Below are 14,398 nucleotides of genomic sequence, written 5' to 3' on the forward strand. Positions count from 1 at the left end.
GACGTCAGAGCTGCCAGCCGACGGGCTCGGCGGGACGGTACGAGCACGCCGTGCCGGTGTGCACCGCCTCCGTCAGGTGGGTCGCGAGCTCCGGGTGCGCGTTGCGCAGCCGGCGGATGCTGTCGCGGATCCGGGCGGTGACGGTCTGGCGCGCCCGCTCGCGCTCGTCGCCCAACCGGCGGGTGCGCCCGGCCAGGCCGGCGGCCCTGCGCAGCTCGTCGAGCAGCGCGTCGCGCTCGGCGTCGAGGCGGGCCGCGCGGTGGTCGTCGCCGTGGTCGAGGGCATCGTCGATCTCGGCGTCCAACGTGGTCAGACGCCGCCGGTAGGCCTCGCGGGCCGTCTCGTCGATGATCGGATCCGCGCCCGGGGTCCGGGGGCGCCTGCGTGCGGTCGAGGTGCTGACGGACCCGTGCAGGAGGTCGACCGCCGGCACGTCGGTGTGCGGGGCGGCGAGGAGGGCGGCGATGTCGTGCAGCCCCTTCGCATCGGGGACGTGCACGGCCCGGTCGGCGAAGGCGAGCGTCCAGACCCCGGCACTGCGGCGGAACTGCGCCGCGGGCCGGGCCGGCTCGCCCGCGTCGAGCGCGGCGAGTGCCTCCTTCGCACGCTGCGCCCACGGCTGTGCGCCCCACCGCTGCGCGGCCCGCAGGGCCGCGGTGTGCCCGTCGATCGCCTCCGCGCGGCGGCCGGTCGCGGCGTCCACCCGGGCCAGCCAATAGGCCATCGGCCCCCACACGAGGCCGGACAGCACCGCCCACGCGTCGCGCACGGGGCCGGCCGTCGCGCGGGCACGCTCGGCCAGCGCTGGATCACCGGTCACGGCTGCGACCTCGCACAGGTACACGAGGTGCATCCAGCCGAACCGGCGTGGCAGCCCGGCCATCAGCCGTTCCACGTCGTCGAGCCTGCTGAGGGCGCGATCCGCGTCCCCGGTGGCGGCCGCGGTCAGGCCCTCGAGGAGCGCGGTGAACGGGTGCCCGGGGACGGCCGTGCGCGCGACCTCGCGTGCGGAGTCGTGGTCGCCGCGCAGCGAGTGCAGCGCCCAGGCCTGGTCGCGCCACACCGGCATGCGGTCCACCTCCCCGAACCGTGCGCCCAGGTCCCGCGCGTCGTCGATCAGCTCGGCGGCACGGTCGAGGTCGCCGGTGAGCAGCGCGAGGCTGGCGCTGCGCGACGCCACCAGGTAGCGGTGGCGCGGCAACCGGGTGCGGTCGGTCAATGTGCGGAAGGCCGCGAAGGCATCGTGCACCGCCGGGTCACCGCGCTCCAGCAGCGCGACGAAGCGCAGGAACGCGGCCAGCCCTTCCAGCTCCCGCACCCCGTGGGTGCGGGCCAGCGCGGAGAGCTCGTCGAGCACTTCCAGCCGCTCGGCCGCGGTGCCCGGCTCCCAGCGCCCGTCGTGCCAGGCGAGCAGCGACCAGCCCAGTGCGTCGGGATCGCCCGACGCCCTGGCGAGCTCGACGGCGCGCCGGGCGAGGTCCACGCCGGCGGGGCGGTCGACGGCTTGGTGGATGCGCGCCATGCCGGCCGCGGCGAGCACACGCGCGCGCAGCGGCCCGTCGGCTAGGCCGGGCAGGACGGCGTCGAGCATCTCGATCTCGTCGTACCCCGGTCGGCCCGGGTTGCCGAGCCGGTGCACCTGCAGAGCGGCTCGCGCCCGCAGCTGCGCCTGGCCCGCGGCGGCGAGCACGCCCATCGCGGTCTCCCGCGCCGTGGTGATCTCCCCTGCGCGGTCGAGCTGCGCGGCCAGCTCCAGCTGGATCTCCGCCTGCAGGTGCGGATCCGGCGGTTCGAGCCGGTCGATGAGGGCGAGCGCGTCCCGCAGGTGCCGGACCGCCTCCTCCGCGGCGAGACGTGCCGCGGCGGCCTCGGCGGCGGCGACGAGCAGCGGCACGGCCTCGGCGACCGGGAGCACCGGTACCGCCAGCCGCGCGTGCCGGGCGACCGTCGCCGGCGCGGTCGCGGGCCTGCGCCGCAGGATCTCGACGAGCGCGGCATGCAGGTCTCGCCTTCGCCCGGCGGGCAGCCGCGCGTACAGGTGCTCCCGCACGATGTCGTGCACGAACGTCCAGCGCCCGTCGCGGTGCACGATCAGGGCGGCCGCCTCGGCCGCCGCGAGCTCACCGTCGACGGCCACGCCCGTGAGCAGCGCGGGGACGTCCGGGTCGAAGGCGTGGCCGGCAACGGCGACGGCCGCGAGCACGTCCACGGCGCGCGGTGCGGCGCCGGCCAGTGCCTCCAGCCGTCGTTCGACCACATCGCGCACACCGGCGCTCGGCGCCCCGTCGAGCAGCGCGGTCTGCTCCACGAAGAAGGGGTTGCCGCCGGTGCGCCGCAGCACGTCGGCGACCGCGGCGTGGTCCAGATCCCGGCCCGCTCGGGCGAGCAGCTGCTGGACGCCGTCGTGGTCCAGGCCGGTGAGACGCAGCTGCGTCGCCCGCCCCAGCAGCGGAATCAGGTGCGGGCGTCCGGGATGCGCCGCCGCTTCGAGCTCGGTGTCGCGGTAGGTGGCCACCACCAGCACCGGCTCGAACCAGGCGTGGCGGGTGACGAAGTCGAGCACCTGCATCGATGCCGGGTCCGCGTGCTGCAGGTCCTCCAGCACGACGACGACCGGACGCCGGGCGGCCACCGTGACGAGCAGGGTGGTCAGCGCGTCGTGCAGCCGGAAGGACTCGTCCCCGCCGGAGGGCGCGGTCGAGCGCTCACCCAGCAGCGGGTCGAGGGCGTCGCCCGCCGCGCCGGTGGCGGCGGCCCACTCGGCGCTGTCCGCGATGCGCGCCAGTCGACGCACGACCTGCACCCACGGCCACCGGCCCGGCGTTCCCTCGGTGTCCGTGCACGCCGCAGCGGCCACGAGGGCGCCGCGGCGGGACGCGGCGGTTCCGATCTCGGCGGCCAGCGCGGACTTGCCGATCCCGGCCTCCCCGCTGACCAGCAGCAGTCCGCCGCGGCCTGCCGCCACCCGGTCGAGCTCGCGCTCCGCCACGGCGAGGGCGTGCGCTCGCCCGATCAACTCGCCGCCCACGCTCGTCCTCCCGTCCGGCCGGGCCGGTCAGACCACCGCGACGGCGATCGCCGGCCCGAACGCGGCCCCCAACAGATAGCAGAGGGTGAACAGGGACAGCGCGGGTCCCCGGTCCGCCGCGGGCACCGCGTCGCCCGCCCGCAGACCCAGCGCGCCCTGGCCGGTGGACGCGGTGACCGACCCCAGCAGCATCGCGGCGAACAGCGCCACCGCAGAGCCGCTCGCGGCGATGAGCGCGGCGGCGATCAGCGCGAGGGCCGGCAGCACGAGCACGACGGCCCGGTACCGCAGCCCGGCCGTCGCGGGCACGAGCAGCAGGGCGAGCAGCCCGCCGGCGAGGTACGGGCCGAGCAGCGCGGTGCCGAGCTGGTCCGCGTCCCAGCCGGTGGCCGTCGCGAGCAACGGCGGTGCCGCGTACACGATCGCGAAGTTCACCACCGCCAGCCCGAACGCGACCGCGCTCGCCAGCAGGAACCGGACGGAGCGCGGCACCGACCCGGGTACGACACCGGTCGGGTGCCGGCGGGCGTGCCGCGCCAGCAGCAGCCCGGACCCGAGGGCCACCGCCGCCGCGGCCGCGGCCCACACCACCGGCAGCGCCGTGAGCACGGCGAGCGCACTCACCGTGAGCACCAGGAGCGCGACGCCGGACGCATCGCGCGGCCCGGACGCGACCGGGGGCTGCGCACCGCGAGCCGCGGCCGGTACCGCGAGCAGGGCGAGCAGCGGCAGCACGAGCGCCGCCCGCCAGCCCAGCGCGTCCGCGACCTGGCTCCCGACGAGGGGCGCGACCGCACCGAACGAGGCCAGTGCGCCGGACACGGTGCCCATGGCGGTCGGTCCGACGGCCATCCCGATCGCGGTGACGGTCAGCCCCACACCACCGAGCGCCTGCAGGGCGCACCCGGCCAGGACGAGCACCAGGTGGGGTAGCGCGGTGGAGGCCAGCACGAGCAGGGCGCCGGTGACGACGAGCGCCGACGAGAACGCGAGCGTCGTGCGCCCGCCGTGGCGTGCGAGGGCCCGGCCGGCCAGTGGGCTGCCGACCGCGATCCCCCAGCCGAACGCCGTGACCAGGGTGGCCGTGCTCCCGGCCGATGTGCCGAGCGCCGCCGCGATGTCGTCCAGCACGAGCGCGGGTGCGGTGATGCCGAACGACAGCGGCCCGGCGAGCAGCGCCAGCCAACCCAGCGCGACCGGACGGCCCCGCGTGCGGCCGGCAGCGGTGGCGGGCAGGCTCATCGGACGTAGGGCTGCTCGGTGCGGGCGGCACGCAGCGCGGTCCCCCACCACGCCAGCCGGTCGAGGGCGAGCTCCAGGGCGCGGACCGCGCCCGGGTCGCACACCCACCCGTTCTCGTCGAGCGCGCCGTCTTCCAGCCCCAGGCACACGGTGTCGCGCAGCACCTGGACGTGCAGCTCCCCGAACACCAGGCGAAGCTGCTCGGCCGCGCGCAGCCCGCGGGCCTTGCCCCCGTAGGCGACCACAGCGACCGGCTTGGCGAACCACTCCTGCCGCACGGCGTCGATGGCGTGCTTGAGCGAGGCCGGGATCCCGCGGTTGTACTCCGGCGTGACGACGACGAAGGCGTCGGCGCCCTCCACCCGCTCGGCCCAGGCCCGCAGCCCGGGGGTCGGGTCGTCGGGCAGGTCGGGGGGCAGGTCGAGGTCGCGCAGGTCGACGACGTCGATCTGCAGGTCGGCGCGCCGCTCGGCGTGGCTCGCGGCCCAGCGGGCGACGGAGCTGCCCACCCGCCCCTCGCGCACGCTGCCGATGACCAGCGCGACGCGCAGCGGGCCTCCGGACGCGGTCGGACGGGGATCGGGGAGCTCTAGGGCGGTGGACATCTCTCTCCTCGGGTGGGTGTGCAGGACTCACCCCGGAGGCGCGAGATCCGACCTCACACCCGTGAGAAGCCGCCGCACCGTCGCCTCTCCGACCCCCCGCCGCACCCCTCTCCCGCCGGCAACCCCGGTGGGGCGCGCTCGCCGCATCGGACGGGCGGGTCAGCCACGACCCTGGACGAGTTCGGCGGGAGCGTCGGCCTCCCCGCCGGCGACCACGGTCGCGAATCCGGTCCCCAGCGCGGCGCGGACGACTCCCGTGATCCGTTCGACGTCGCCCCGCTCCGCAGGCGGAAGCGGTCCACCGGCGGCTTCCCGGCTGCGGGCTGCGGCTGCGAGCAGCCGTGCGGCGCGGTGGTGCTCGCCGGCGAGCGCGTCCGCGCCGGCGAGCCCGTCGAGGGCGCGCGCTGCCATGCGGGCGTCTCTGCCGGCGAGTGCGGCCGCATAGCCGTCCCGGTGCAGGACGCGCGCCGCTTCCGCGTCGCCGCGCAACTCGGCGATGAACCCGAGTTCGGTCAGGATCAGGGCCGCGTTCGCGTGCGCGTCGACCTGGCGGTCCCAGTCGAGCCAGCGGCGCAGGTGGGCTTCGGCCGCGTCGAGCTCGCCCTCAGCGCGCGCGAGGAGTGCGAGCCCGACGTCGGCGTACTCCTCCGCGAACCGGATCGCGTGCTCCGCGGCGAGGCGTCGGCCCTGCTCGATGAACGCACGGGCCTGCTCGTGGTCACCGGTCAGCAGCGCGATCCGGCCGAGGCCGGACGCCCAGAACGACGCCTCGGCCCACAGGCCCAGCTCCTCGGAGGTCCGCAGCGCCTTCCGGTGCAGTCGCGCGGCCCGGTCGTAGTCGCCGGTGAGCCTGGCCAGGTCGGCGAGGCCCTGCATGGCGATGAGCTGCCCCCAGCGGTCACCGAGCGCTCGGAACATCGCGAGGCTCTGTTCGCTGTCGCGGGCGACCGCGGCCAGATCGCCCTTGGCCAGCGCCTGGACGGCGCGGACGCCGAGCGCTGCCGCGATGCCCCACTGGTCGCCCAGGGCAAGGAACGTGGCCAGCCCGCGCTCCACGAGCTCCTCGCCCAGGCCCGTCTCGCCGACGCCGAAGGTCAGCCCGTAGCCGATCATCCATTCGGCGTGCGCTCGCGCGTGCGGGTCGTCGACCCCGTCGAACGGTTCCAGAGCCGCCTCGGCCACGGCGGTGGGTTCGGCGGCCTCGCCGGCACCGAGCAGGATGGCCGCATGCGCTGCGACGGCCCGGGCGCGAGCCACGGAGGGTGCCTCGCCGTCGAGGGCCAGCGCCGTCGCCAACGACCGGCTGCCCTCGCTGAGCCTGCCGCGCAGGACCCAGTACCAGGTCAGCGCATTGACCAGGCGCAGCGCGAGCACCGCACCGCGGTCGCCGACCGCCGACTCGAGCGCGCTGCGCAGGTTGCCGGTCTCGGCGTCCAACCGGTCGAGCCACGTCCGCTGACCGGGACCGCGCAGCTGCGACGCGGCGCGTTCGGCGAGCGCGGTGTAGTAGCGGCCGTGGCGCTCCCGCAGCCACGACAGCTCGTCGATGGCGCCGGCACGCTCGCGCCCGTACGCCGCGACCGACTCCAGCAGCCGGTACCGGTGCCCGTCGGCGTGCGCATCGACGCCGACCAGCGAGCGGTCCACCAACCGGGCCAGCACCTCCGGGATGTCGCCGGCCGGCAGGTCGTCCCCGGAGCAGATCGACCCGGCGGCCTCCAGCGCGAAGCTGCCCGAGTGCACAGCCACCCGGCGGAGCAGGATCCGCTCGGGCTCGTCGAGCAGCTCCCAGCTCCAGTCGATCACCGCCCGCAGGGTCTGCTGCCGCGGCGGCGAGTCCCGGTACCCGGAGGCCAGCAGCCGGAACCTGTCGGACAGCCGCGAGGCGAGCTCGCGCACCCCGAGCGCCCGGACCCGCGCGGCCGCGAGCTCGAGCGCCAGCGGGATCCCGTCGAGGCCCCGGCAGATCGCGGCGACGTCCGCGGCGTTGCTCCGGTCGAGCACGAACCCGGGCGCCGCGGCGGTGGCGCGGACCTCGAACAGCTGCACAGCCGCTGAGCGACGCACGACCCCGAGGTCGGTGGCGGCCGCAGGGTCGGGCAGGGCCAGGGGCTCGACCACCTGCAGCAGCTCACCGGGGACGCGCAGCGGCTCCTGACTGGTCGCCAGGATCCGCAGACCGGTAGCCGCCTCCAGCAGCCGCGCGGCCAGCGTGGCGACGGGGTCGGCCAGACCTTCGCAGTTGTCCAGGATCAGCAGCAGCTGCTTGGCGCCCAGAGCCGCGGCCAGGACGTTCACGGGGTCGGCGCGCGCCGCGGGCGCCCAGATGTCGGGACGCATGTCGAGGACGGCCATGATCGCGCCGGCGAGTGCGGCCGGGCCCTGGGCTGCCCGGCCCCCGAGTGAGGCCAGCTCCACCAACCACACCCCGTCGGGGAAGGTGCCGGCCATCCCGCCTGCGGTCTCCACCGCCAGCCGCGTCTTCCCGACACCGCCCGGTCCGGTGAGGGTCACCAACCGACCCGACGCCAACAGCGACCGCGCGGCGGCGACCGCATCCTCACGGCCGATCAGGTCGGTGAGCGGGGTGGGCAGGTTCGTCGACATCCGGGCCGCGGCGGGAGGGTCGGCCGGCGCGTCGAGTTCCGGGGCGCGCCGCAGGATGGCCTGTTGCAGTGCGGCCAGTTCCGGACCGGGTTCCAGGCCCTGCTCGTCGACCAGCCGCGACCTCAGCTGGTGGTAGCTGTCGAGGGCCTCGCTCTGCCGGCCGGCGCGGTACAGGGCCCGCATGTGCACCTCCCGCAGCCTCGACCGCAGGGGATGCTGCGCGACCACGTCGCTCAGCTCACCGGCCAGCAGGTGGTGCTCGCCCAACTCGAGCCGCGCGGCGGCCTGCTCCTCGAGCGCGACCAGCCGTGCCTCCTCCAGTCGCACGATCGCCGCCCGGGCGAAGGCCTCGCCCGCGAAGTCCGCCAACGCGTCACCGCGCCACAGCGCCAGCGCGTCACCCAGCAGCCCCGCCCCGGTCCTCGGGTCGGGAGCCCGCCGCGCCCGCTCGGTCAGGGCGTGGAACCGGTCGGCGTCGACCGAGTCGGCCTCGACCTGCAGCAGGTACCCGCCCTGCCGGTAGGCCACGAGACCTCGGCCACCCGGCTCGGCCGCGTCCAGCACCCGTCGCAGCTGCGACACCTTGCCCTGCAGGGTGTTGGCGGGGTTGGCGGGCAGCGCCGCGCCCCAGAGGTCGTCGATCAGCCGCTCGGCGGACACCAGCCGGCCGCGGTGCACCAGCAGGTGGGCCAACAGCGCACGGACCTTCAGCTCGGGCAGCCTCACCGGCCGGCCGTCGGCCGTCCACACCGCCAGTGGACCGAGCAGCCCGAAGTGCACGCCACAACGGTAACGCTGCCCGTGCTCCGGACCGTGCTGCGCGGCAGCCGAGCGACAGCCGACCGGCAGCCGACCCACAGGCCCGCTCGCGACAGTGGTGCAGCGGACGGAGGTGAGGGGTCATGAGCGTGGAACGGCTGCGGGTGGTGGTCATCATCGGCAGCATCCGTCGGGGCAGGTTCGGCCCGACCGCGGCCGGCTGGTTCGCCGCGCACGCGAGCGAGCGCGACGACGTCGAGGTGGACGTGGTCGACCTCGCCGAGGCGTGGCTGCCCGAGGTGCTGCCCGACGTGCGCGCCCGCCTGCCCACCCCACAGCCGGTCCGGGACCTCGCCCCGTGGCTGGCTGCGGCCGACGCGTTCGTGGTCGTCACCCCGGAGTACAACCACGGTTTCCCGGGGGCGCTCAAGAACGCGATCGACTGGTTCCGGGAGGAGTGGCGGGCCAAGCCGGTCGCCTTCGTGTGCTACGGCGGCCCGGCCGGGGGCCTGCGAGCGGTCGAGCAGCTGCGCCTGGTCTTCACGGCGGTCGGCGCGGTGCCGATCCGCGAGACCGTCAGCCTCCGCGACCACCGCGACCGGTTCGACTCCGCGGGTCGCCCCCTCGACCGCGGCACGACGAACGCGGCCGCCACGGCGCTGCTCGGCCAGCTGACCTGGTGGGCCGCACTGCTGCGCGACAACCGAGCCGGCCCGCCGCCGGACACCCGCTGCGACGTGCCACCCGACAACCATCCCCTTCCCCGAGGACCGCACCGATGACCTCCCACGTTGCACCTCCGCAGCCGCCGCGCGCCGGCACGCGCGAGTGGCTCGGACTGGCCGTGCTCACCCTCACCACCCTGCTCCTCGCCCTCGACGCGAGCGTCCTCTTCCTGGCGTTGCCCCATCTCAGCGCGGACCTGCGGCCAAGCAGCACCCAACTGCTGTGGATCATGGACAGCTACGGGTTCATGATCGCCGGGTTCCTGGTCACGATGGGCACCCTCGGGGACCGGATCGGCCGGCGCCGGCTCCTGATGGCCGGCGCGGCCGCGTTCACCGCCGCCTCGGTGGTCGCCGCGTACTCGACCAGCGCGGAGATGCTGATCGCGACCCGTGCGCTGCTGGGGCTCGCCGGCGCGACCATGATGCCGTCCACGCTCGCGCTGATCAGCACCATGTTCCGGGACCGCAGGCAACGGGGCATGGCCATCGCGGTCTGGATGGCCAGCTTCTCCGGCGGCACGCTCATCGGCCCGGTGGTCGGCGGGGCGCTGCTGGAGAACTTCTGGTGGGGCTCGGTGTTCCTGCTCGGCGTCCCGGTGGTGGTGCTGCTCCTGGTCACCGCGCCGCTGCTGCTCCCCGAGTACCGGGCACCGGGCGCCGCGCGGGTGGATCTGACGAGCGTCGCGCTGTCGCTGGCGGCGATCCTGCCGGTCGTCTTCGGGCTCAAGGAACTGGCCGCCGGCGGACCGGCGTGGCTGCCGGTGCTCTCGATCGTGGCCGGCGCGGTGTTCGGCACGGTGTTCGTGCGCCGGCAGCGTGCTCTGCCCGACCCGCTGCTGGACGTCGGCCTGTTCGCCGATCGCACCTTCCGCGCCGCGCTCGGCGTGCTGACGGTCGGGATGGCGACGCTCGCCGGCACCTACCTGTTCGTCACCCAGTACCTGCAGCTGGTCGCCGGGTTGTCGCCGCTGCAGGCCGGCACGTGGATGATCCCCGCCGCGGTGGGCGAGATCGTCGGCGCCCTCCTCGCCCCGGTGATCGCGCGCCGGGTGCCGCCGGCCTACGTCGTCGGGGCCGGACTGACGACCTCGGCGATCGGCTACCTCGTCCTCACCCAGGTCGACGCCACCACCGGGCTCGCGGTGCTGATGGCGGGCACCGTCGTCGCCTTCATCGGGAGCGCCCCGATGATGGCCCTGAGCATGGACCTGATCGTCGCCTCTGCCCCGCAGGAGAAGGCGGGGCAGGCGGCCGCGATGTCGGAGACCAGCGGTGAGCTCGGGGTGTCGGTCGGCATCGCCGTACTCGGGAGCGTGGGGACCGCGGTCTACCGCAACCACGTCGCCGACTCCGTGCCCGCCGGCCTCCCGCCCGAGGCCGCCGCTGCCACTGCGGACGGTCTCCCCGCTGCGGTCGCAGCGGCTGAGCGGTTGCCCGGTCAGCTCGGCACCGCGCTGCTCGAACCTGCCCGCGCGGCGTTCACCAGCGGGCTGAACGCCGCCGCCGCCCTCACCGCCGCCCTCGCGCTCACCCTCGCCGTCGTCGCGGTGACCGTGCTCCGCCACGTCCGTCCGGTCGGCGCGGACACCGACGACGCGCAGGGCGACCGGGCCCCGAGTTCTCACTGATGGAAGGAACGACATGACGACGACGACAACGCCAGTCACCGTGCTCGGCCTCGGCGCCATGGGGTCGGCGATCGCGAAGACGTTCGTCGACCGCGGACATCGCACGACGGTCTGGAACCGGACCGCGAGCAGGAGCGCGCCGCTGGTCGACGCCGGCGCGGCGGCGGCCGCGACCGCTGCGGAGGCCGCGGCGGCGAGCCCGCTCGTCGTGGTCTGCCTGCTCGACGGCACAGCGGTCGACGAAGTACTGGCTGCGGTCGAGGGTGCGGTTGCCGGCAAGGTGCTGGTGAACCTCACGAGCGGCTCCCCCGCGCGGGCGCGGGCGAACGAACGCTGGGCCCGCGACCGCGGGGCCGACTACCTCGACGGCAAGATCATGGGCGATCCACCGTACGTGGGTACCCCGAACGTCATGTTCGCGTTCAGCGGTTCCCGCAGCGCGTTCGAGGCTCACGGATCGACGCTGCGGCAACTGGGCACCGTGGCCTACCACGGCGAAGACCCAGGATCGGCCGCCGTCGAGTTCATGGCCCAGGTCGCGGTGGGTTACGAGTTCCTCATCGGCTTCCTGCACACGCTCCGACTCGTTCAGGCGGAAGGCGTCGACGTCGCCGAGTTCGCGGAGCGCGTCGCCGGCTCGCTGGCCGGCTACCCGCCGTTGTTGACCTCGTTCGGCAAGGCGGTCAAGAGCGGCGAGTACGGACCCGACCTCGGTTCGCTCGACGTCCAGGCCGCACTCATGGACGACATGATCAGCCACCGGGAATCCCTCGGCGTGGAGTCCGTGCGGATGCGGGAGGTCAAGGAGCTGATGGATCGTCGGATCGCCGACGGGCACGGCGATCAGGGCTTCTCGAGCTTGTTCGAGTTGTTGGCGAGATGATCGTGGCCATCGCCACGAGCCGGCCGGTCACACCGGACGCGGGACGTACCTGATCACTCGACGCCGACGAGGCGGTCGGCCAGGTTGAACCCAGGACACGCGATCGCGGGCCGGGTCAGCTCGGCGCGCTGCCGATCACCTCGAGCCACCGCTGGGTGTCGAAGCTGGTCCGGAACCCTGCGATCTCGCCCCCGGCGAAGCGCCACACGTGGATGAAGGGCGCGTCGAGGTCGCGGGCACTGGCGAGCCACGAACTACGAGCTGAGCGCAGCACGCAGGCCGGCGATCCCGCCCGCGTAGACGTCATCGGCGAACATGCGGTTGAGGGCCTCTTCCTGGCCCGCGTCGGCGTCGTACTCCGACCACCACTCCACGAAGGACTCGCCGGTGTCGGTGACCGGTGCGACCCGGACGGTCGAGACGTAGCGGCGGACGTCGAACGGGTTCGCGCCGGTGAAGCAGTAGGTCAGGGTGCGATCGGTGTCGTCGAGGTGGACCAGCCGCTCGTCGAACGGGTCGCCGCCGGCCGCGAGGGTGAGCCTGCGGACGGCGCCGACCTGCCCGTCGACCCCCTCGACGAGCTCGCTGTGCCCGATCGCGGGCAGGAAGTTCGGCAGGCCGTTGAAGTCCCGGAGCAGGGCCCAGACCTTGTCGGCTGGCGCGGCGACGACTCCACTGGCGTACGGGCGCGGCATGTCACTCCTTCGTGAGAGCGTTCTTGAAGGCCCTGGTCTGCGCGACGAGGGCGGTCTCGGTGGGCAGGCGCTCCATCGAGGAGGCGCCGTAGAAGCCGTTGCAGTGCGCGGTGCGCGAGAGCACGTATGCGGCGTCGTCGGGTGAGGAGATCGGGCCGCCGTGGCACAGCACCAGTACGTCGTCGCGCTCGGCGCGGGCCGCGGCCGCCCAGTCGTCGATCAGCTCCACGCAGGAGTCCAGCGTCCTGGCCGTCTCCGCGCCGATCGAGCCGCCGGTGGTCAGCCCCATGTGGCAGACCACGATGTCCGCGCCCGCCCGGGTCATCGCCCGGGCATCGGCGGCGGAGAAGATGTACGGGGTGGTCAGCAGGTCCTTGGCGCGGGCGGCCGCGACGAGGTCGACCTCCAGCCCGAAGCCCATCCCGGTCTCCTCGAGGTTGGCCCGGAACACGCCGTCGATCAGCCCGACGGTCGGGAAGTTCTGGATGCCGGAGAACCCCAGGTCGGCGAGCTCGTCCAGGAACCGGTCGGTGAGCAGGAACGGGTCGGTGCCGTTGACGCCAGCCAGCACCGGCGTGCGCGCGACGACCGGGAGCACCTCCGCGGCCATCTCCACCACGATGTCGTTGGCGTTGCCGTAGGCCAGCAGCCCGGCCAGCGACCCGCGTCCGGCCATCCGGTAGCGACCGGAGTTGTAGATGACGATGAGGTCGATCCCGCCGGCCTCCTCGCACTTGGCCGACAGACCGGTGCCGGCGCCGCCGCCGACGATCGGCTCGCCGCGGGCGGCCATCGCGTGGAAGCGCTCCAGCAGCTGCGACCGGGCGAACCTCATGCGGTCACCTCCCGCCACGCCGTGACCACGGCGTCGGCGAACTCGGGGTCGTTGATCGCGGCCGGCACGGTGCGCACGGCCGCGACCCCGTCCAGGGCCGCGAGCAGCGCGGCGTCGGCCTCGGGATCGTGGAACGGCGCGCCCGGGACGTCGAGCACGGAGACGCCGCCGGTCGGGACCAGGAAGACCGCGGGCCCGGTGAACGCGGCGATCTTGCGGGCCAGGAACTCCCCGATCGCGGTGTTCTCCGCCGGTGTCGTGCGCATGAGCGTGACCTGCGGGTTGTGCCGGTAGAGCAGCCGACCGGCGAACCGCTCGGGAACCCGGGCGCCGAAGTTCACCATGTCGACGGCGCCGACGGACCCGACGTAGGGCACCCCGGTGCGGGCGATCGCGTCCAGCCGGTCGGGTCCCGCCGCCATCACGCCCCCGACCAGCAGGTCCGCGATCTCGGTGGTGGTCAGGTCGAGCACCGACGAGATCAAGCCGTCGTCGACGAGCTTCTCCATGGCCCGGCCGCCGGTACCGGTGGCGTGGAAGACCAGCGGGTCCACCTCCGAGCCCAACCGCTCGACGACCGCCGTGACCAGCGGCGTCGTCACACCGAACATGGTCAGTCCGACCGCGGGCTTGTCCTCCCCCGCCGGCACCTCGCGCAGCAGCGCGCCGGCGAGCATGTGCGCGGCGTTGCCGAGCACCAGCCGGGAGATCCGGTTGATCCCGGCGACGTCGGTGACCGAGTAGAGCATCGCGATGTCCGCGGCGCCGACGTAGGGCGCGGTGTCCCCCGACGCGACAGTCGAGACCATCACCTTCGGCACGCCCACCGGCAGCGCCCGCATCGCCGGGGTGATCAGCGCGGTCCCGCCGGACCCGCCCAGCCCGATCACGCCGCCGACCACCTGTCCGGGAAGCCAGGCCGCCAGGGCCCGGGCCATGGCCGCGACGGCCTCGCCGCGGTCGCGCGACAGCGGGCCCGTGAGGTCGGACGGCGTGACGTCCGCGGTCGACGGCGCGCCGGAGGTGGACACGTCCACCGAGGTCACGGCCACACCCGCGGCGCGGAGCAGGTCCGCGACGTGGCGCAGCTCCGCGCCCTTGGTGTCGTGCGTACCGATCACGAACGCAGGACCCATGACACGAGTCCTACCTCATGATCACGCCTCGCGCAGCCGACTGTTCTCGAAGGAGCATGTAAGCCATGGGCCACTTCGCCGTCAGTCGCCGTGGCGTCACGCCGTCGTCCACAGACGGCAGCGTCTTCCGGACCCGCGCCACCGCCACGACCGGCACCACGACCCATCGAGCCGCGGCGGCGAGGGCACCTGGGACGACCTCGGTGTCAGCGGCGGCCGGTCCGGGGGCCAGCGGACCGCCCACGCGGAGGG

10 protein-coding genes are annotated in these 14,398 nt (G+C 74.7%); 3 read left to right on the forward strand and 7 right to left on the reverse strand.

Annotation, left to right across the window (positions count from 1 at the left end):
• Positions 1-4 precede the first annotated feature (4 nt).
• The 4 genes from KDL28_RS41175 to KDL28_RS28980 form a co-directional block, all read right to left on the reverse strand.
• A complete protein-coding gene (locus KDL28_RS41175; RefSeq protein WP_308216078.1) occupies positions 5-3,028 on the reverse strand; it encodes an ATP-binding protein in 3,024 nt (1,007 codons plus the stop codon).
• A 27-nt stretch (positions 3,029-3,055) separates the two neighbouring features.
• Positions 3,056-4,270 (reverse strand): MFS transporter, encoded by a 1,215-nt coding sequence (locus tag KDL28_RS28970; RefSeq protein WP_252443659.1) that lies wholly within the window; start codon positions 4,268-4,270, stop codon positions 3,056-3,058.
• Positions 4,267-4,875: an NADPH-dependent FMN reductase gene (locus tag KDL28_RS28975; RefSeq protein WP_252443661.1), complete on the reverse strand. Its 609-nt coding sequence runs from the start codon at positions 4,873-4,875 to the stop codon at positions 4,267-4,269. Before KDL28_RS28975 ends, KDL28_RS28970 begins: the two co-directional genes overlap by 4 nt.
• Before the next feature lie 159 nt (positions 4,876-5,034).
• Entirely contained in the window at positions 5,035-8,262 is a 3,228-nt protein-coding gene (locus KDL28_RS28980) for an AfsR/SARP family transcriptional regulator (protein WP_252443663.1), read from the reverse strand.
• Between the two features lie 122 nt (positions 8,263-8,384).
• On the opposite strand from KDL28_RS28980, the gene KDL28_RS28985 reads away from it, so the two are divergent.
• Genes KDL28_RS28985 through KDL28_RS28995 form a run of 3 tightly spaced genes read left to right on the forward strand, consistent with a single transcriptional unit; the run spans position 8,385 to position 11,480 of the window.
• A complete protein-coding gene (locus KDL28_RS28985) occupies positions 8,385-9,023 on the forward strand; it encodes an NADPH-dependent FMN reductase (protein WP_252443665.1) in 639 nt (212 codons plus the stop codon).
• Positions 9,020-10,597, forward strand: coding sequence for an MFS transporter (locus tag KDL28_RS28990; protein ID WP_252443667.1), 1,578 nt, complete (start codon positions 9,020-9,022; stop codon positions 10,595-10,597). Before KDL28_RS28985 ends, KDL28_RS28990 begins: the two co-directional genes overlap by 4 nt.
• A gap of 13 nt (positions 10,598-10,610) precedes the next feature.
• A complete protein-coding gene (locus KDL28_RS28995) occupies positions 10,611-11,480 on the forward strand; it encodes an NAD(P)-dependent oxidoreductase (RefSeq protein ID WP_252443669.1) in 870 nt (289 codons plus the stop codon).
• Between the two features lie 254 nt (positions 11,481-11,734).
• Here the strand turns inward: KDL28_RS28995 and KDL28_RS29000 are convergent, their stop codons facing one another.
• The 3 genes from KDL28_RS29000 to KDL28_RS29010 are packed head-to-tail and all read right to left on the reverse strand — an operon-like array spanning position 11,735 to position 14,146.
• The gene (locus KDL28_RS29000) at positions 11,735-12,175 is read right to left on the reverse strand and encodes an SRPBCC family protein (RefSeq protein ID WP_252443671.1); all 441 of its coding nucleotides are present in this window, start codon (positions 12,173-12,175) and stop codon (positions 11,735-11,737) included.
• A gap of 1 nt (position 12,176) precedes the next feature.
• On the reverse strand, positions 12,177-13,010 hold the full coding sequence (locus KDL28_RS29005; protein ID WP_252443673.1) for a phosphoenolpyruvate hydrolase family protein: 834 nt from the start codon (positions 13,008-13,010) through the stop codon (positions 12,177-12,179).
• Positions 13,007-14,146 carry a Tm-1-like ATP-binding domain-containing protein gene (locus KDL28_RS29010; RefSeq protein ID WP_252443675.1) on the reverse strand — a complete coding sequence of 380 codons (1,140 nt, stop codon included), beginning with the start codon at positions 14,144-14,146 and terminating at the stop codon, positions 13,007-13,009. Before KDL28_RS29010 ends, KDL28_RS29005 begins: the two co-directional genes overlap by 4 nt.
• Between the last annotated feature and the right edge of the window lie 252 nt (positions 14,147-14,398).

The sequence above is a fragment of the Pseudonocardia humida genome (assembly GCF_023898865.1).
GTDB lineage: Bacteria > Actinomycetota > Actinomycetes > Mycobacteriales > Pseudonocardiaceae > Pseudonocardia > Pseudonocardia humida.